Source organism: Massilimicrobiota sp. mt181, assembly GCF_055420065.1.
Genome location: NZ_JBVAYN010000007.1, coordinates 87,857 through 107,845, shown reverse-complemented (window position 1 = coordinate 107,845; position 19,989 = coordinate 87,857). Strand labels below are relative to the sequence as shown.

Genomic DNA, 19,989 nt, shown 5'->3' with positions numbered 1-19,989 from the left:
TGTTTTATGATAGGAGTTTTAAAAATTATTCCCATTTTTAACAACCATAAAACATGATAAATAAAAAAGAGGTTATCCCTCTTTTACTGTGCTAATGCTTTTTTAGCTGTATCTACAATAGCTGTAAATCCTTGAGGATCAGCGATTGCAATTTCAGATAACATTTTTCTGTTGATATCAACATTAGCTAATTTTAAACCGTGCATTAATTTTGAATAAGAAATATCATTCATTCTTGCAGCTGCATTAATACGTGCAATCCATAATTTTCTCATTTCACGTTTTAAATTTCTTCTATCTCTATATGCATATTCTAAAGAGTTCATGACTTGTTCATGAGCAGTTTTATATAATGCATGTTTAGAACCAAAATATCCTTTGGCTAATTTTAAGACTTTCTTTCTTCTACGTCTTGTTGTATATCCACCTTTAACTCTTGCCATTTTTTATCCTCCTATTCATTACCCTTGTAATCTTGATTTAATACGTTTCATATCTGAAGGGTGTACTAAAGTTGCTTTTGCTAAATGTTTCTTTTGTTTATGAGTCTTGTTATGAGACAAATGTGAAACATACGCATGTCCACGTTTATATTTTCCTGAACCAGTTCTTTTTAAACGTTTTTTAAGTCCACTGTGAGATTTCATTTTTGGCATAATATAATCCTCCTGTTTATTTTTTCTTTGGCGCTAATATAGCAGTTAATGTTCGTCCCTCTAATTTAGCAGGTTTTTCAATCACACAATAATCTGCACATTCAGCGACGAAATCATCTAGTATCTTTTGACCAATATCAATATGAGCAAGTTGTCTTCCTCTAAAACGAACCGCAATTTTGACTTTGTCACCAGCTTCTAACCATTTTAATGTTCTTTTTAATTTGACATTTTTATCATGAACATCAATTGTTGGTGATAACTGCGTTTCTTTCAAAGAAACTGTTTTTGAATTTTTCTTCATTTCCTTTTGTTTCTTTTGTTGTTCAAAACGATACTTACCATAATCCATAATACGACATACAGGTGTTTTAGCCTTTGGTGCAACACATACCAAATCTAAATCTTGATCATAAGCTGTGTTAATTGCCTGATTACGTGACATAACACCTAATTGGTCTCCGTTTTGATCAATCACTAAAACTTCTTTGAAACGAATCTTTTCATTAACTAAATCCTCATTTGATTGATTGTTATACTTGCTAATAATAGACACCTCCTATAAATTGTGTAGTTTAAATAAAAAGTGAGTACATAAAGCACCCACAAATTGACATTAAGATATTAATCTTAGTGACATAAGCCTAGCATCCTTGACACTCAGGCGAGAAGTAGGCACTTCTTCTTTCCACTACTTTTCATTTACTGCTATATCATAATAGATTTTTTTCCATATGTCAATGATTTTTAAATAGTTTTTCAAATGATTGTGGCGTTTGTGATACAAAACGCATTTGTCTTTTTGTTAATGGATGAATAAACATCAATTCATTGGCATGTAACCCTAGTCGTTTTAAAGGATTTGTTGTGGCATGATATTTATCATCTCCCACAATAGGATGATGTAATGAAGACAGATGAACACGAATCTGATTTTTACGACCTGTATCTAAATTAATTTTTAAAAGACTATATTGTGGTGTAGAAGCAATGACCTGATAATGTGTAATGGCCTTTTTGCCTTTTTGCTTACTGGTGATATAAACGGTCTGTGTTTTAGATTCAGCTAGATAATTTTCAATTGTTCCCTTCTTTTTGGTCATCCTTCCTTCAACAACAGCTATATAGCCACGCGTCTTAACATAATGATTCCAATCACTTGTCAGTATTTCATAAAGCTTTTTTGATTTGACAAACATCAATACACCTGATGTATATTGATCCAAACGATGCACTAAAAAAGTATTTTCCTTTTTTAAAGATAAATAATTTTTAACAATCGCAAAAGCTGTTTTCTGTTTTTCATTGGCTGTTGCTTCACTTAAAAGTCCACATGGTTTATCAATGACAATCAATTCTTTATCTTCATAAAGAATTGGAAAAGGTAAACTTTCTTTTTTCTTGCCAATCTCAACGCTTTGTCCCTTCTTTAAAGGATATGCGTAATGCGTCTGAATATGACCATCAACAAAAATACGTTCATATTTTAAAAAGTTTTTAATATCAGCACGTTTATAAGAAGTTTTCTCCAACAAAAAAGTCATTAACGTTGTCTCATTGTCTACTTTATATGCCATGAATCATATCCTCCATATGGTTGAAAACACATTTTTTGATATTTTCTTTTCCCTCTTTTAAAGCTTGAGAAAGTTCCATTGAAGGTGGTGTAATCGCCCAGACATTTTGAAATCCCAATTTTTTTAAAACATCACGATCCTCAACTTTCCCAGCAAAAGCATAAACCTTCTTGTGATATTTTTGAGCCAACAACAAAACACCATAAGGTGTCTTACCATATTGTGTCTGATAATCCATTTTACCTTCTCCAACAATTACGCAGTCGCATTCCAAAATAGCTTTTTCTAAATCTGTCATTTGACTGACAACACCAAAGCCACGCTGAAGAACACCATGGCATATTAATAAGGCAAAACCTAGTCCACCAGCCGCGCCTGCTCCTGCTTGATGATGAAAAGCCCTACCAAAATGTTCTTCTACAAGTTTAGCATAATGATGCATATTTTGATCAACTTGCTGACAATCCTCTTTTTGAAGACCTTTTTGTCGTCCATAAACATAAGTAGCTCCTTGCTGCCCACAAAGTGGATTGCTGACATCACAGACACCAATCAAATGAACATGCTTTAATCGTTGATCCAAATGAGACCAGTCAATCATTTTTAAATCCTGCAGTCCTGCCATTGTCAGAGTTACACTTTGCTGATGCTCATCTAAAAAAGAAACACCTAATGCTGATAACATCCCTATACCACCATCATTTGTGGCACTTCCACCTAGGCAAATCAAAATACGTGATACAGCAAGGTCTAAAGCTTTTAAAATCAGTTCCCCTAGACCATAAGTTGTTGTCTGTGCTGGATCTTTTTCATTATCATTCAACAATTCTAATCCACAAACTTTAGCACATTCAATAATTGCTGTATCCTTAACAATTCCTATTGGAACTTTTCTTTTACGAAATCTCACATCAGTTACCTCAAATTCTTCAATCCTTCCACCCATGGAAGATATCAAAGTATCCAGTGTCCCTTCACCACCATCGGCCAAAGGAATACATTTTGTTGATATGGTTGCATCATAATGATGAATGGCTTCTTCTATTTGTAAACTTGCTTCTAAAGCGCTCATGCTTTCTTTAAAAGAATCTGGTGCAATAAGAATTTTCATAACTTCACCTCCAAAAAAAGAGTAGATATCTCTACTCTAAAATACATGTTGAATTTCTAATCACAAAAGCTTTCAATAAGATTTCAATCAAGACAATCAGCCATAAAGGAACCAAATGCCAGCTCAATGCGACAATCAACATAATGACTTTCATTGATACCGTCAAAATATTATTGGCAATAGCTATTGTTCGCATTTTTCTAGCAATGACAAATGTCTCATAAACTCTATTTAAGTTGGCATCAATCAAAACAATATCACTGTTTTCAACAACTTTAGGATCAGCCAATCCTCCACGTGAAATACCTACATAACTCTTTTGTAATAATTCAATATCTTTGAATGTATCTCCAATATAAACAACTGGAGAAACCATCTCATCCATCTTTTGCATTTTTTCTTCATTTGTTAAATTATTATAAATCTGATACTGATCATCTTCCAAAGCAACAGGTCCATCATTATAAATAACAAAAGTTCTTCCCATATGCGAAAGTTTCTTAAAAAGATTCAACTCTTCATTTGTCACTTCAACACCATCAAAACGATCATAAACAATTGTCTGAGCAGCATTGATTGAATCCAAACCTAAAGAAGATTCCACAACAATACCATTTTGAAATGCCTTCGCAAAACCTGCCAACATCCCTAAAGACGTTGCCTGATCACTAGAAAGTGCTCCAGAAATAATGAGTAAAATAGCCCCAACATGAATAAAAGAACTATAATCTTCAAAATTAATAATTGGTAAGACAATACCTAAAAATAAACCTAAGACAACCATCACAGGTGTATAAAACTTTGCTAAAATCTTCGTGTATTTTTCTGTTTTTGACTCATAAACAGGCGCAACACTGGCAATATTCATTAAATTCATATAATTTGAACTTTTATAAGTTTCATTCACTTTCACAAAAAGAGGCATTTCACCAACATTGACATCACCACTATGTAATAAACTACCTTTTTTGACAACAACAGGGGTATAAGTACTTGTATTTGTATAAGTACTCATCTCTGAAACACCTTTTTCTACAATTCCCGGTATGGAAACTGTATCTCCTGGGCGCACTAATAAAATATCACCAATTTCCACATCATAAAGTGAAACTTCCTCTTCTTCTTCATCTTTGATACGAATTCCTGTTTCAGGCATTTCGACTGCTGTATCAATCTTATGTAATGAATGTTCTAAAACTTTATTTAAGAATGGTGTTGAAAGTTCATAAATCCCTAAAGCAATACATGTTTCAATATACGCTCCAGAAATAACACCAAAGACCATAGCAATAAAAATCAATAGAGATTCACTCAAAATCTTTTTAGACATGATATCACGCCAAGCATTTCTTAAAAGTGGAATTCCTAACAAAATAACAGTTAACAGCCATAAAAAAGGTGTCATAAAACTTTGATCTCTAGATGTTACCAATGCCAAAGCAATAACAACCAGTAAAATCCCAATACGAATATATGTATGAAGATATTTTTCATTAAATACATCTTGTGAACGAATAGGACGATGATGTTCAATAATTTCAATAGATGGATTGATTTTAAATAATTCTTTACGCAACAAACTTAATACATCACGTTGACTTGATGTTAATAAAAGAAGCTTATTTTGAGCATCATAACGCACATTTTGATAACGATCATCTTTTTCAATTCTTTCAATCAAAACATATATATCATCTTCTGTAATCATATTTTTAAACATAAAATAATATGATCGTTCTTTTTTTTGTGCAAAATCATATTGACGTTTTTTACCATCAACGACTTCTTTGACAATGAGATCTTTATTGATACTTTGAATCAAACTTAATAAAGCATCAATATCAAGACAATAAAAAACAATACTATCTTTACCTATTTTAATATGAGAAACCTGTTCTTTCTCATTTAACTTTAAACTTAAATGATTTAATTCTTCAGTTGATTGAATATTTGAGATTTCAAAAGTCTTTTTTGTCAAAACAATCACCCTTTCTACGACATCATAACATATTTTTTATAAAAAACAAAGAGTTAGCATGATTTATCATAGGATTGACTATGTTTGACAATATGAAAATATTCTTTAAATTCTGCTTCACTACAACTCAATGAAAACTCCTCACCATAAATTTTATAAAAAGTAACTTCCGTGTCACCTGTACGAATCACGCAAGAATAAATCTGATTTTTTTGAAAAATAATCAAATCTTCTTTGCCAACAACCATATGCATATCCTGAATACAACGACAATAACATCGTTTTCCTTCATTAGCCACAGATGACACCTCCTTGTCATTATTCTATCACTTTTGAAATGTCTACAAAAGAGAAATCATTTTGAATGTTATCTAAAAAAATCATAAAAAAAAGAAATCAATCATGATGATTCATTTCTTTTATGATCATTAATTTTGTGAAAATTCTGCTAACTGTAAATCAGGGTTCTTATCCGTTGCCCAACGTACACCCCATTCATTAGAAAACAACAGCAAATATTGTCCTTTGAGATCCTGAACTTTCTTTGTATCAGAAGATAAATTCAATTTCTTGAAATCCACCTGATCATTTTTAATCCAACGTATAAATTGATAAGGAAGTGGTGTACTGATGATATCTACATTATATTCATTTTTTAAACGATATGTTAAAACCTCAAATTGTAAGATACCTACAACACCAACAATGATTTCTTCCATTCCACCACCTAATTCAGTAAAAATCTGAATAGCACCTTCTTGGGCAATCTGTTCTACACCTTTAACAAATTGCTTACGTTTCATTGTGTCTTTATTTCTAATCATCGCAAAATGTTCTGGCGCAAATGTTGGAATACCTTCATAAGCAAATTTATTTTTGGCTGTACATAACGTATCTCCAATTGAAAAGATACCAGGATCAAAAACACCAATAATATCTCCTGAGTAAGCCTCTTCAACTTCTTCACGATTTTCAGCCATTAATTGTTTAGACTGATTTAACTTAATCTTTTTGTTTCCCTGATAATGGAAAACTTCCATCCCTTTGGTAAACTTTCCAGAACAAATACGAATAAAAGCCATACGGTCACGATGCGCCTTATTCATATTGGCCTGAATTTTAAAGACAAAAGCACTGAATTCTTCTGAAAAAGGATCAATTTCTCCAATATTACTTTTGCGTGGTAATGGTGCAGTAGTCATAGCTAAGAAGTGCTTCAGGAAAGGTTCAACACCAAAATTTGTGAGTGCTGATCCAAAACAAACTGGTGAAAGTTCTCCTTTTTGTACACGATCTAAATCAAATTCTACTCCAGCTCCATCCAGTAATTCAATATCATCCTGTAACTGCTGATACAAGCTATCTCCAATAAGCTCTTTTAATGATTCATCGTGAGCACTACGTATTTCTACGTCTACTTCTTTTTTTCCACCCTGAACTGGAATAAAGCGAATCACTTCTTCTTTTTGTCTTTCATAGACACCCTTGAATTCTTTTCCGCATCCAATTGGCCAGTTGATAGCACATGTTTCAACTCCCAATTCACGCTCAATTTCTTCCATTAATTCATAAGGATCTTTGGCTTCTCTATCCATTTTATTAATAAATGTAAAAATAGGAATATGACGCATGGCACATACTTTAAACAACTTACGTGTCTGATCTTCGACCCCTTTAGATCCATCTATAACCATCACAGCACTATCTGCTGCCATCAAAGTACGATATGTATCTTCTGAGAAGTCCTGGTGTCCAGGTGTATCCAAAATATTGATACAAAAACCATCATAATTAAACTGTAATACTGATGATGTGACTGAAATTCCTCTTTGTTTTTCAATATCCATCCAGTCACTGACAGCATGTCTTGACTGTTTTTTTCCTTTAACCATCCCAGCTTCCTGGATAGCTCCTCCATAAAGAAGGAATTTTTCTGTTAAAGTTGTCTTACCAGCATCCGGATGTGAAATAATTGCAAATGTTCTACGCTTTTGAACTTCTTCTCTAAATTCTGACATGATTTCCCTCCTTTATGTCTCCAGAAAAACATATTAATGAAAATCTGAATATTTGTCAATTTTAAAATGCAAAGTTGCCATCTTTAAAAATCACAAATTTTTCTCCATTTTCCAAAATGGCTTCAATCGATAAATCTTTTGTTCCTATCATAAAATCAACATGTGTCAAAGAATCATTAATACCTTGTTGATAAAGTTCTTCTTTACTCATTTGAAGACCATCTTTGATACATTCACCAAAACCTTTTCCAATAGCCAGATGACATGATGCATTTTCATCAAAAAGTGTATTATAGAAAACCAGATTCATACGACGAATTGGAGAATCATAGGGCACAAAGGCCACCTCACCTAAATAATGACTTCCCTCATCCGTTTCAATAATACTTTTTAAAACATCTGCCCCCTGTTGAGCTTCATAATCAATGATACGACCATCTTTAAATGTCATGTAAAACTGATCAACAATATGCCCCTGATAATGCAAAGGCATTGAGCTATAAACTGTTCCATTGACCTGATGAAAATCAGGTGATGTAAAAATTTCTTCTGTTGGCATATTAGGGAAAGAGTAAATACCATCTGTTGTATAACTTCCTCCTCCGGCAAACAGATAATGAGGATTCATACCAATAGTCAAATCCGTTCCCAATCCATTTTGATAATGTAAGGATTGAATTTTCTTTTCATTTAATATTTGAACTCTTCTTTCAAAAGAACGACGATGTTCATTCCATGCTTCAACAGGATCATCCTGGTCACAGCGAGTCGCCTTGAAAATAGCCTTCCATAAAGCCTCAACAGCCTCTTTATCACTCATTTCAGGGAAGACTTTATTCGCCCAACCAACACTTGGAGCAGCAACGATACACCAGCGATTCACACCTAAATCTAGGGCATCATAAAATGGCTGACAAGCCTGACGAACCGCCTTACTCCATGTTTGAATCTTGATTGGATCAATGTCTTTTAATAATTCAGGATCAGATGATTCAATAGAAACCAAAGCAGCATGTCTTGCTGCATATTGGTTGCGAAGTTCCTGAATATAAAGAGGCACTGTTTCAAAATGTTCCTGATGACAATATTCATATCTTAAACGTGAGACTTCTTCATCACGATAATTGACAATAACATCTTTTGCGCCTACTTCGTAAGCTTTTTTTGTAAGTAAACGTACTAACTGATAACTATCTATAGATGCATCAATCAGCAATTCCTGTCCAACTTGTAAATTTACTCCCTGTTTGATAATAAGTTCAGCATATTTTTCTAGCATGATTATCCACCTTTCTCTTATTCAAATGATACCCTAATTCTACCTAAAGTCAACAAGAACTTGTACGAAAAAAAAGTCTATGTTATAATAAAATAGCAAAGGAACATAGCACGTATTTTTAAAAGTATTAGTTATTCTTCAATCCAAAGATCTATTAGTCGTTTAAAAATGAAGTACTGGTTTTTTGCGAATTTTCTTAAGGAGGTACTTCATAATGAGTACAGGTAAAGTCAAATGGTTTAAATCTGATAAAGGTTATGGTTTCATTACTATGGAAGGTGAAGAAAAAGACATTTTCGTTCATTTTTCTTCAATCAACGCTGAAGGATTTAAAACTTTAGAGGAAGGTCAAACTGTTGAATTCGATATCGTTGAAGGAGATAGAGGACCTCAAGCAACTAATGTAACTGTTATCGATTAAACCAAAAAGAAGCCATCATGTGATACATGATGTGCTTCTTTTTTATATTCTCTCTCTTGGAGCAGAGACAGTTTTAATTTTAAAAATGAAATAATAATATTTAAAAACATAAAGAAAAAGAATAAAGATTTTTAATAGAAGATGATCAGTGAAAATCAATGGAAACAGCAACATGAAACTTGCAAAACTTAAAATACAAACTTTTGTTTTCAAAGTCATGGCTCTTTCTTTCACAAACGAATCAAGATGTTTCTGATAAATCTTTGAAGAAACAAACCATTCGTGAACACGCTTGGAACTTCTTGCAAAACAAAAACCTGCTAACAAAAGAAAAGGTGTTGTTGGTAAAATAGGTAATACGATACCGATAACACCAAATCCTAAACTGATGATACCAATGAATAAATAAATATAACGCATATCGTTTCCTCCTAAATTTTCAAAGCATGCCTGATAGCCATAATAGGATGATACAAAATCATTCTAGGACCGCTATATCGCATGACTTTTTTAATTTGTTCCTGCATATCTTGACGATAACAATGAATCTGACATTGACTACAAAAAGTCTTATCTTCCATCCTTGGACATTTTTGAATACGCTCTCTAGCATATTGTGATAATTTTTCCTCTTGAATATCATCATGATGTAAACAATACAAATGAATCATGAGTGTGACAATCTCTATTTCTCTTTGTCTTTTTTTATCTAAATTCATTAACTCATCCTTCCTTGATCCATTGTCATGACTTTTTGAGCGATTTTCATTGTAGATTCACGATGCGATACCAAAATAATCGTTCTTTCTTTTTCATTTTGCAAAGCTTTTAAAATAATAGCTTCATTTAATACATCTAAATTACTTGTTGGTTCATCTAATAAAATACATTCTGCCTGACTTAAAAAAGCTCTTGCTAGACCAAGACGCTGTCTTTCGCCTCCTGATAATGAACTTCCTAACTCACTGACTTTTGTGGCATAGCCATCAGGTAAAGACATAATCCAGTCATGAATGCTTGCCTTTTGACATGCTTTTTGTATATCTTCTAAACTGGCATCAAGTCTGGCAATTCGCAAATTATTTTCAATAGAATCATGAAATAAGACTGTTTCTTGTGTGACATAGGCAAACATATGTCGCATATCAAAAGTATTAATCATCTGAAGCTCTTTTTCACCAATTCTTATCACACCATCTACTGGATCATAAAAACGCATCAGAAGTTTCAACAAAGTTGATTTTCCACTACCACTTTTCCCAATAATTCCTGTGACTTGCCCTTTTTGAAAATCAGTAGTCAAATCATGAATAATTTCATCTTGAGAATCATAATCAAATGAAACATGATCAACATGAATAGTATCAAAAAGAGTTTCTGGTTGCTGCGTCACTTTTGGAATCAACGCTTCTTCTTCCAATAAAGACATAACACGGCGTCCACTGCTAAGTGTTGATAATAAATTATTAGCCAAATTCGACAATGCCATAACTGGCCCAAAGCTAGAAAGCATCAAAACAACGGCCATAATGACACGATAAACACTGATTTCACCTTGGCTATATAACATAAACATGACAACAAACATCACCATGGCAGAGAATGAAATCAATAATTGTGATACAACTGTCTGCTTTGCTTCAATCTTTTTCATACGACCCTGTAATTGTTCTATATCATCACTCTTTTTCATCATATCTTCTAATCTTTTTTGACCTGCATGATATTGAAAAAGAGTAGATAATCCGCGATAGCTTTCTAGTAAGAAACTACTCATGTTACCAATTTCATCACGATTTTTCTGACCAATATCATGTCCCTGATGATGAACATAAAAAGGAATGACAATCGCCATTGTGATGTAGGCAACAAGAGCAATCAGCATCGCGATAGGATGTAAATGTGCAAAAAATTTCAATAGAATAAGAGATGTGAAAAAGGCAATCACAACCGGTGAAATTGTATGGGCATAGAAAACTTCAAGCAATTCTACATCATTTGTAATCAAAGAAATCAAATTTCCTTTATCCTGTCCATCTAATTTTGCAGGAGCAAGGCGTCTTAAAGCCGTATAGACACGATCACGAATGATAGCCAGTAATTTAAAGGCAATATAATGATTGGCTGCCTGTTCTCCATAATGCAAAACACCTCTTAAAATTGCCATAGAAAGTAGTATCATCAATAAATACTCAAGAGGAAAATGTGGATACATACCACTGATTTGTAAAATTGCCATCACAGAAATAACAGGTATACCAATAGCACATAAAAAACCAAGCACTCCTATGAATATCGCTAATAACATAGGCAATGTTAAAGGCTTCACAAGTCTCAACATCTTCAAAATCACTTGGACATTACTCACAACCATACACCTCCAATTCCTGTTGTTTTTGATACATTTTGTGATAAATTCCCCCAGTATTGAAAAGTTCTACATGTGTTCCACTTTCACTTAAACATCCTTTATCCATCACATAGATACAATCACAATCTTTGACAGTCTTTAAACGATGTGTTATGAAAATCACAGTTTTTGTTTTGGACAATTCCTGAATCACTTTAAGAATCTGTTCTTCACTTTCCACATCAATATTACTTGTCGCTTCATCAAAAATATAAAGATCACTATTTTTTAATAGAGCTCTTGCTAGATTTAAACGTTGTTTTTGACCACCTGAAAGGTTGCTTCCACCTTCTAATAAGAAAGTCTTTAAACCATCCTGTTCTTGAAAGAAAAGATCCAAATGAACTTTTTTAAGAACCTGCCATAACTCTTCATCACGATACTGATGAAAAATATCTAAACAGTCTCTTAATGTTCCTTTAAAAATCATTGGATCATGGGTTACATACATCACATGTTCCATAAAATTTTGATCATCAATATCATAACGTTGTTTTCCTTGAATCCATAAATTTCCCTGCTGATAATGATGGTAACCCATAATCAATTTAGCGATTGTACTCTTTCCACTTCCACTTTCCCCAATAATTCCAATAAATTGATGAGGTTGTACTTTTAATGAGACATCTTTTAAAATAGGACGATCCTTCTCATACTGGAAAAAAAGATGGTCCAAACAAATATCAAAATGAGAATCCATTTTCAAATGACCTTGTTTTTCAACTGGTAAATCTAAAATTTTAAAGATTTTCTCACTAGCAGCAATACCATTCATCGCAATATGGAAAAATGATCCAAGCTGTCTTAAAGGAATGAAAAACTCAAATGACATCAGCACAATAAATAAAGCACCAAATAAAGAAAGGGTTTGATGCTGATAATGGAAAATAGCTAGAAAGCTTCCTAACCCAGCCCCACCATAAGCTACAATATCCATAACACTAATGCTGTTTAACTGCATAATCAAAACACGCATTGTGACACGACGGAAATTTTCTGCTTCCTGATTCATCTGTTGTTGTTTATAGCCATCACTCTGATAAATCTTTAAAGTCGTTAATCCTTGAAGATTTTCTAAGAAGCTATCACCAAGAGTTGTATAACTATTCCAGTATTTTGCCAGTAATCTTTTGGCAAATTTCTGTACAAGGACAATGGATATAGGAATCAAAGGCACGCAAATAAATAAAAGTACAGCACTCTTCCAATCCCAAAAAGCTGTTATGATAAATAATGTCAAAGGAGCTAAAACACTATAAAAAAGCTGTGGCACATATAAAGAAAAGTATGTTTCTAACTGATTAATTCCTTCAACAGAAAGCTGCACTAGCTCACTCGTTCTCACATAATCCTGATAATGATTTCCTAAATCTAAAACTTTTTCAAATACACGTTGACGCAAAGTCTTTTTGACAACACTAGCTCCTAAATAGGAATAATGTGTTACCTTCTTTAAAACCAAGGCTCTTATGACTAATAAAATCAACATGCTTATCAAAACATTTATGATCATCTGCATGGTTATCTGATTTTCATACAAATGAATAAATAAAAAACATATCAATAAAGTAAACAGAATATTCATCAATAATGCAATCCATTGACAAAATACCTGTTTAAAAATATATGGTCTCGCGTTTGGCATTTCTTTTAATAATCTTTTGTCAAACATATTTTACTCCCTTCGTCGTTAGCTTTATCTAACTAAAAATATTCTTAATGTTAGCATAGAGTAACTTTTAAGTCAATAAAAAAAGTGATTCACTTTGATCACTTTCTTTACAATAAAGACGGAATATCATAACTGATCCACTGCCCCTTCTCTTTAATCCATCCTTGATATTGATATGTTTGACAATGAAATGCCAGTAAATTTAAATGCTGACTCTGAGCAACTGAAGAATCCAGATATATAAAGTCTCCTAGGCGACAAATACGATGAAATGTAGGATCATTGACTATCTGATGTGTTCCCACATGTCCAGCAATCACTGTTTTATAGAAACTCCCCTTTTCTGGCGGATACTTCATACAAAAAATATTCTCATCAGAAAGATCTTTCCATGCCTCCTCAAATCCCAAAACAACCTCAATTCCTGCATGGACAAATATCTGTTGATAGGCACTTTCATAATAATATGGCAGTTTTTCCAGCCATTCAATCAGATAACCATACTTTTGACAAATTTGCTTTCGACATTGTTGATACATATCTTCCAAAAGAGAATAACGCTCCTGATAATGTTGCGCTGAGTGTTGATAGATGCGTGTGAATTCTTCTTCCCCAATAAAACTTTCTAAAGTCTGAAAATTCTGCTGTATCTGAACTGACAGACGACTTGGACGATTTCGTAAAAATGATAATAGCCATTCTTCATGATTTCCCATCAGTACAATAACCTGTTGCGGATATAATTTTTGAAGCTGATAAATCTTTTCAAGTGTTGTATAGGAATCTCCTCCATCCACATAATCACCTAATAAGACAAGAACATCTCCTATTTCAAAATGTAGGCGTTCTCTTACCATTTCTTCTAACAAATCATATCTACCATGAATATCTGATATTGCATAAATATAAGACATTTTCTCTTCTTCATTTCTAAAAAAAGCACATTAAAGTGCTTTATCCTCAGTATACTTTGTATTAAAAATATCTCCCTGATCAAAATCTTCTTTCATTTCTTTCAGTTCAGGTAACTCATCTAAAGATGTCAAAGAAAAAGCATCCATAAATTCATCTGTCACACCATATAAAATCGGTTTCCCCGGTGTATCTTCTCTTCCGACTTCCTTAATCAATGCCTTAGCAACCAGCTTTCTAATCATAGCATCACAACCAACACCTCTAATTTCTTCAACACCTACACGTGTAATAGGCTGATTATAAGCAATAATCGCTAAAGTTTCTAAAGCAGCATTTGACAATGTATTTTCACTCTGTTCAATCATGCGTTGATAATATTCGTGATGTTGTGGTAGTGTCGCAAATTTATAGACACCTCCAAAGTTGACAAGCTCAAATCCTTTGACTTCTCTTTGATGTTCTATTTGCATTAACTCATCCATATACTGTGTTGCTTCTTTTTTACTTAACTGTAAGACATTACTGATTTGTTTGATTGTTAAACCATCATCTCCAGCCAAAAACAACATTCCTTCGATAACACTTAAGATTTCCTTATCTTCCATCAAGTTCGCTCCTTTAAATAGATATCTTCAAAATTACCATTTTGTTCTATGATCAACTCATTTTTATTGACCAGAACCAATATTGATAAAAATGTAATCACAAAATATATCTTTGTTGGTTCATCAAATAGATCTTCTAATTTGACTTTCTGATTTTTATGTATACGGAAATATTGTCTAATCTGATCACTACGTTCATCAATAGAAATTTCAATACGTGCAATTTTTGATTCTAAAGGTGCCATTAAAGCTTTTCTTTGAAACATTTTTTGCATTGCACGAATGAGATCATAAACTTCAAGATTTTGAGGAATCATTTCACTTGTATCAACCACATAATCATCCATTAAAGCAGGTGCCTTGGTATGAATAAGCTGACGTTTTTCATATTGCTCTTTAAAATCTTCCAAAACATCTTTATATCTTTTATATTCAATCAATCTTTGAATTAACTGTTCACGTGGATCAGGTTGATATTCATCTTCTAACTCAACCTTTTCACTAGGTAAAAGCATTTTACTCTTCATTTCAATGAGCTGGGCAGCCATTACAAGATATTCTGAAACTGTTTCTAATTGTTGTGGATCCATCTGGTCAATATAAGCTAAATATTGATCTGTAATCACTGAAACTTCCAATGTTTCTAAATCCATTTCCTTTTCTTTTATCAAATGTAATAATAAATCTAACGGACCCTGAAAATCATCAAGAACAACTTCGTATGCCATACTTTCACCCCTAACTTTTGTATTATAGCATAAAAAATTCAAAAATACTTTACTATTTTTTAAAAAGAAAACAAGGAAAATCATCCTTGTTAACGGCACATCAATCTAATAATTTCTTTATCTGTTTCTTTCATTCCATCACGTGACAATCGTCCAATATTTTGAATCGTATTTTCTACACCTTTTAAAACCAAACCTTCTCCATCTTTGAATTCACAACCATTTTTATACATGTAATATCCTAAAATACCGGCATCAACACTGCTGGCTATCTTCCCAGCACATGAAGGCTTCGCACCATCACAAACGATTCCTGAAACAATGGCCAAACCATTGACCATAGTATGACAGATGGCTTCATAATCGCCACCTAATAAATAAGCAATCCCACATCCTGCACCAATACCGGCACTGACAGCTCCACAATAGGCTGATAAACGTCCAATACCTGTCTTTTGATGAATTGTACATAGATTTGATACAATCAATGCACGATAAAGGTCTTCTTGGCTTTTCTGATATTCTTTGGCATAGACAATGACTGGTAAAGAGGCACTCATACCCTGATTACCACTTCCTGAATTGATAACTACAGGAAGTTCACAACCACTCATTCTCGCATCACTACCTGCTGCCGCATAAGCTTTAGCCTTGACTTTGACATCATCACCATAAGTCTTTAATAAAATCTTACCAATGTTTGCACCCCAAGAATTTTTTAACCCTTCACAGGCAATCGCATAATTATAATCAATTTGTCTCTGTAGAATATCTTTGATATCCTCTATTTTCACTTGATTAGCAAATTCATATATATCATGGATATTTAATAAACTACGATCAGTCAAGGATTCATCACTAGAAGATACAACACCACAATGATAAAGCACTTGCTGATCTCTTTCAATATAAACAATATGTGTATGATATCCTGCGATTCTCACTTTTGCATCATGATGAGAACCAATCAAATGAATCATCATGTCTAATACATTTTCACTTTCCATTGGCGATATATCAACAGGCACCTGTTCTAACCATTGTTTCATCTGTTGCTTTTGTTCTTCCTGCACATGAGCAATGACTTCTAAAACATTTTCAGTAATTCCAGCAACAACGCCTGCTGCCACACTTGCCGCTATACCTTTAAGACCTCCAGTATTAGGTACAACAACACTTTTCACATTTTTAAGAATATTACCGCTGACTTGAACTTCAGCTTTGACAATGTCATCATCTAAAATATCACGACATTTACTGGCACAATAGGCCAGCGCAATAGGTTCTGTACACCCCATGGCTGGAACCAGTTCCTCTTTTAAAATGCGAATATATTGATGATAGATTTTTTCTTTCATAATTCTGTCTCCCCATTTCTTTCCTATTGTATCATTGTTTATCTAAACAAGAAAGAAAATTCTTCAATTTTTATGTCCTTAGTGAATTTTTGAGAGCACAGAATGATAAAATCAACTTTAAATTTGTGAGGACTCTTTTGAGACTTGATTTTTCTTAGATTGTCTAATTAAGAATTGAAAAAGTGCTTTTCCATCATAAGGATACAATGGATAAAGATAGGAAACACCAAATGTCTTAATCCTTGATAGACTTATCCATAAAATCAGATTAAAAATGACAAAACCAAAAATATTAAAAAACATAATACTTATCAGCATCATGACTTTAATATATTTATTGGTTAATGATAATTCATAATTCGGTGTTGCAAAACCACCTACTGTACCAATCGCACAGAACATTAAAATATCTTCCGAAAAAAAGCCTAACTGAATCGCAAACTCACCCAATAATATGGCTGCTATCAATCCCATTGCATTTGACAAAGATTGAGGGGTATGAACAGTTGCTATTCTTAAAAGTTCTATAGACAATTCCATAATTAAGATTTGAATAAAAAATGAATAATCCCAAACCATAAAAGAGGAAATCAAGGCAAATAGCGGAACCAGATATACAGAAAGAAAAACTGCAGCCATACGAATAAGACGAATAAAAGTCCCAATCAATGGTGTTTGACGATGTTCTTCGACATGTTCTAAAATTTCAAAAAGAGTCGTTGGCAACATCACAACGGAAGAAGATGTATCACATAAAATAGCGATAAAACCATGTTGGATATGTGTTGCAACAATATCAGGTCTTTCACTATACCGTACTAATGGAAAAGGATTGTATCCCTGATTCAATAATACTTCTTCAATAGCACGATCACTCATAATAAATTCCTGGGCCTGAACATCTTCTATACGTTTAAGAAGCTGTTTTAAAATGTGCTGATCAACTTTATTTTCTAAATACACAACAGCAATATCAATAGGATTTTCAGTTCCCATAGTTGTCAAATGAAAGCATAATTCTGGAGATTTAATACGACGACGAATCAAACCTGTATTATTTAAAATCGATTCATTAAATCCATCTTTGGCACCACGAACACTTTTTTCTGTTTCTGGTTCTTCAATGGAACGATTTGGGTAATTTTTTGAATCCATAAGATAGGTTGTTTCTCCATCAAATAATGCACAATTCCCACCCAATAAAGCCTGTTGAATTCTTTGAATATTATTGGTTGAAACGATTTCCACATCCCCCATATTTAAACAGTTCTCCAGATCTTTTCCTTGTCTATTTTCAATGCCTTCAACCAATCGTGAAATTAAAACATCGTTTGATAAACTTGCTAGAAAATAAAGATGAAGCAAGCGTCCTTTAAAATTGAGAATACGATGTTTTAAATCATAAGAATTATTCATGAGCGTGGTTTAAATAAAATAGCGACAAGGAAACCAAACAGAATTGCTGCAGTGATTCCAGCAGCTGTTAAATCAAACATCCCCATAGCAATACCAAAGATGCCATATTCTTTGGTAGCAGCCATAGCGCCATGCATTAAAGAATGACCAAAGCTGGTAATAGGTATCAAAGCCCCTGCATGAAAGATTTCAATCAAGCGATCATAAATATGAAATAAATCTAAAAAAGAACCTAATACAACAAATAGACTGGTAATATGTCCAGGGGTGAAATGGCTATGATCATAAATCAGTTGAGCAATCAAACATATAAGACCACTAAATAAAAAAGCCATGATATAATTCATTCTACCGCCTCCAAACTTATGGCATGGGCAACACAGGGAATACTTTCTTTTTGTGAAGTCATCATAGGTGAAAGCAAAGCTCCGGTCGCCACAACAAGAATACGTTTCATCTTCTTTTCTCTTAATTGAGGATAAAGTGAGCCCATTGTCACCAAAGCACTACAAACACAACCACTCCCACCTTGAAAAACTTCCTGTGAAGATAAATCATAAAGCATACATCCACAATCATTATAATGAACAACATCAATCTTATGACGTAATAGCATTTCCTTTAAAATCTGGTGCCCATACATTGATAAATCTCCAGTCACTACCAAATCATAATCATGGAAAGACCTTTTGAGATCTTGAAAATGATTCATTAAAGTATCAAAAGCTGCTGGTGCCATAGCACGTCCCATATCATTGACATCATTTTGACTGTAATCAATCACTCTGCCAAGTGTTAAAGCTTCGACTCTGACTGGCTGTGGTTGTGAACTTAATAAGGTAGAAACAGCACCTGTTGCAGTAAAGGTTGTTGTCTCTCTTTTTTGAGCACCATATTCTACAGGATAGCGATATTGACGTTCAGCTGTTGCATTATGACTGGAAACCATAGTGACCACTTTTTCCATAAATCCAGCTTCAATAAACAAGGCAGCAGTTGCCATTGATAAAGCAAATCCCGAACAAGCTCCATAAACACCAATAAATGGTCGTGGTAATTCTCTAGCTAGATAATGAACTGTCGTGATCTGATTCATCAAATCACTACCTAAATACAAATCAATATCCTTATATTTCAGACGTTCTCTTTTTAAACAAATATCCAAGGCATCCCTTAACATTTTGCGTTCAGCTTTTTCAAATGATTTTTCACCATAATGATAATCCTGTATACTTTTATCAAAACATGCACCTAATGGTCCCTGATGTTCCAATGGTCCACAGACCGTTCCCGATGATTCAATATATACATGATTGATTTTTAATGAATTACCCAAAAAGCGTAATGACATAACGAATCACTCCCAGCAATGCTGAACTCACAATTCCATAAGTAATCACAGTGCCACCCAATTTAAACATATTACTGCCAATGCCCATGACAAGACCTTCACTTTTGCAATCTAAGGCACTTGATGTCATACTATTTGCAAAACCAGTAATCGGAATAAAAGTTCCAGCCCCAGCTTTTTGAGCCAATTTATCATAAATGCCTAATCCTGTAAGCAAACAACTTATCAGTACTAATGTAATAATCATCATAGGTGTTGCATCTTCTTGACTGATTTTATAGAAATTCATAAAAAATTCTAAAACACCTTGAGCAATGATACCAATCACTCCACCATATAAGAATGCATAAAATGCATTTTTTATTTTATGTCCCGCTGGCTTTAATTCATCAGCCAACTGATCATATTCCTTACGATCCATTTTTTTCACCTCTTACATAGTGTTTACATTTTTTTATATTTCAAACATGATTTTTTTCATAAAAACATAAACT

Annotated in this window: 22 protein-coding genes and 1 other annotated feature; of the genes, 1 reads left to right on the top strand and 21 read right to left on the bottom strand. The window is 33.3% G+C overall.

The genetic code is table 11. The features are described from left to right. Positions 1-83 precede the first annotated feature (83 nt). The 9 genes from rplT to ACZYT4_RS05955 form a co-directional block, all read right to left on the bottom strand. Positions 84-443 carry a 50S ribosomal protein L20 gene (gene rplT / locus ACZYT4_RS05995; RefSeq protein WP_463783514.1) on the bottom strand — a complete coding sequence of 120 codons (360 nt, stop codon included), beginning with the start codon at positions 441-443 and terminating at the stop codon, positions 84-86. Between the two features lie 18 nt (positions 444-461). Beyond that, complete coding sequence (gene rpmI / locus ACZYT4_RS05990) at positions 462-656, bottom strand: 50S ribosomal protein L35 (RefSeq protein ID WP_087243200.1); 195 nt, start codon at positions 654-656, stop codon at positions 462-464. A 16-nt stretch (positions 657-672) separates the two neighbouring features. After that, complete coding sequence (infC, locus tag ACZYT4_RS05985) at positions 673-1,212, bottom strand: translation initiation factor IF-3 (RefSeq protein WP_463783512.1); 540 nt, start codon at positions 1,210-1,212, stop codon at positions 673-675. Between the two features lie 16 nt (positions 1,213-1,228). Further along, positions 1,229-1,349, bottom strand: a sequence feature (ribosomal protein L20 leader region). A 44-nt stretch (positions 1,350-1,393) separates the two neighbouring features. Beyond that, complete coding sequence (locus tag ACZYT4_RS05980) at positions 1,394-2,233, bottom strand: RluA family pseudouridine synthase (protein WP_463783510.1); 840 nt, start codon at positions 2,231-2,233, stop codon at positions 1,394-1,396. Further along, positions 2,223-3,344, bottom strand: coding sequence for a glycerate kinase (locus ACZYT4_RS05975; RefSeq protein WP_463783508.1), 1,122 nt, complete (start codon positions 3,342-3,344; stop codon positions 2,223-2,225). Before ACZYT4_RS05975 ends, ACZYT4_RS05980 begins: the two co-directional genes overlap by 11 nt. Before the next feature lie 31 nt (positions 3,345-3,375). Continuing rightward, complete coding sequence (locus tag ACZYT4_RS05970) at positions 3,376-5,322, bottom strand: P-type ATPase actuator domain-containing protein (protein ID WP_463783506.1); 1,947 nt, start codon at positions 5,320-5,322, stop codon at positions 3,376-3,378. Between the two features lie 53 nt (positions 5,323-5,375). Further along, positions 5,376-5,621, bottom strand: a complete 246-nt coding sequence (locus ACZYT4_RS05965; protein ID WP_463783502.1) for a hypothetical protein — start codon at positions 5,619-5,621, stop codon at positions 5,376-5,378. Positions 5,622-5,750: 129 nt separating this feature from the next. Further along, entirely contained in the window at positions 5,751-7,340 is a 1,590-nt protein-coding gene (locus ACZYT4_RS05960; protein ID WP_463783500.1) for a peptide chain release factor 3, read from the bottom strand. A 61-nt stretch (positions 7,341-7,401) separates the two neighbouring features. Beyond that, positions 7,402-8,619 (bottom strand): aminopeptidase, encoded by a 1,218-nt coding sequence (locus tag ACZYT4_RS05955; protein ID WP_463783498.1) that lies wholly within the window; start codon positions 8,617-8,619, stop codon positions 7,402-7,404. A gap of 214 nt (positions 8,620-8,833) precedes the next feature. Between ACZYT4_RS05955 and ACZYT4_RS05950 the strand changes: the two genes are divergently transcribed. Beyond that, positions 8,834-9,040, top strand: a complete 207-nt coding sequence (locus ACZYT4_RS05950; RefSeq protein WP_463783496.1) for a cold-shock protein — start codon at positions 8,834-8,836, stop codon at positions 9,038-9,040. 42 nt (positions 9,041-9,082) lie between these two features. On the opposite strand, the gene ACZYT4_RS05945 is transcribed toward ACZYT4_RS05950, so the two are convergent. From ACZYT4_RS05945 to spoVAC, 12 genes are all read right to left on the bottom strand, one after another. Beyond that, a complete protein-coding gene (locus ACZYT4_RS05945; RefSeq protein WP_463783493.1) occupies positions 9,083-9,460 on the bottom strand; it encodes a YbaN family protein in 378 nt (125 codons plus the stop codon). Positions 9,461-9,471: 11 nt separating this feature from the next. Then, the gene (locus ACZYT4_RS05940; RefSeq protein ID WP_463783491.1) at positions 9,472-9,759 is read right to left on the bottom strand and encodes a nitrous oxide-stimulated promoter family protein; all 288 of its coding nucleotides are present in this window, start codon (positions 9,757-9,759) and stop codon (positions 9,472-9,474) included. Continuing rightward, positions 9,759-11,414 (bottom strand): amino acid ABC transporter ATP-binding/permease protein, encoded by a 1,656-nt coding sequence (locus tag ACZYT4_RS05935; protein WP_463783489.1) that lies wholly within the window; start codon positions 11,412-11,414, stop codon positions 9,759-9,761. Before ACZYT4_RS05935 ends, ACZYT4_RS05940 begins: the two co-directional genes overlap by 1 nt. Further along, on the bottom strand, positions 11,401-13,122 hold the full coding sequence (locus ACZYT4_RS05930; RefSeq protein WP_463783487.1) for an ABC transporter ATP-binding protein/permease: 1,722 nt from the start codon (positions 13,120-13,122) through the stop codon (positions 11,401-11,403). The genes ACZYT4_RS05935 and ACZYT4_RS05930 overlap by 14 nt, the downstream gene beginning before the upstream one ends. Positions 13,123-13,229: 107 nt before the next feature. Then, positions 13,230-14,036, bottom strand: a complete 807-nt coding sequence (locus tag ACZYT4_RS05925; protein ID WP_463783482.1) for a metallophosphoesterase — start codon at positions 14,034-14,036, stop codon at positions 13,230-13,232. A gap of 30 nt (positions 14,037-14,066) precedes the next feature. Next, positions 14,067-14,642 (bottom strand): SMC-Scp complex subunit ScpB, encoded by a 576-nt coding sequence (gene scpB / locus ACZYT4_RS05920; protein WP_463783480.1) that lies wholly within the window; start codon positions 14,640-14,642, stop codon positions 14,067-14,069. Further along, complete coding sequence (locus ACZYT4_RS05915; RefSeq protein WP_463783476.1) at positions 14,642-15,370, bottom strand: segregation/condensation protein A; 729 nt, start codon at positions 15,368-15,370, stop codon at positions 14,642-14,644. Before ACZYT4_RS05915 ends, scpB begins: the two co-directional genes overlap by 1 nt. A gap of 89 nt (positions 15,371-15,459) precedes the next feature. Further along, a complete protein-coding gene (locus ACZYT4_RS05910) occupies positions 15,460-16,728 on the bottom strand; it encodes an L-cysteine desulfidase family protein (RefSeq protein ID WP_463783473.1) in 1,269 nt (422 codons plus the stop codon). 117 nt (positions 16,729-16,845) lie between these two features. Further along, positions 16,846-18,144, bottom strand: coding sequence for a spore germination protein (locus ACZYT4_RS05905; RefSeq protein ID WP_463783471.1), 1,299 nt, complete (start codon positions 18,142-18,144; stop codon positions 16,846-16,848). Beyond that, positions 18,141-18,491 carry a stage V sporulation protein AE gene (spoVAE, locus tag ACZYT4_RS05900; protein WP_463783468.1) on the bottom strand — a complete coding sequence of 117 codons (351 nt, stop codon included), beginning with the start codon at positions 18,489-18,491 and terminating at the stop codon, positions 18,141-18,143. The genes ACZYT4_RS05905 and spoVAE overlap by 4 nt, the downstream gene beginning before the upstream one ends. Then, positions 18,488-19,495 carry a stage V sporulation protein AD gene (gene spoVAD, locus ACZYT4_RS05895; RefSeq protein WP_463783466.1) on the bottom strand — a complete coding sequence of 336 codons (1,008 nt, stop codon included), beginning with the start codon at positions 19,493-19,495 and terminating at the stop codon, positions 18,488-18,490. The genes spoVAE and spoVAD overlap by 4 nt, the downstream gene beginning before the upstream one ends. Continuing rightward, positions 19,473-19,916, bottom strand: coding sequence for a stage V sporulation protein AC (gene spoVAC / locus ACZYT4_RS05890; RefSeq protein WP_463783464.1), 444 nt, complete (start codon positions 19,914-19,916; stop codon positions 19,473-19,475). The genes spoVAD and spoVAC overlap by 23 nt, the downstream gene beginning before the upstream one ends. Positions 19,917-19,989: the final 73 nt, after the last annotated feature.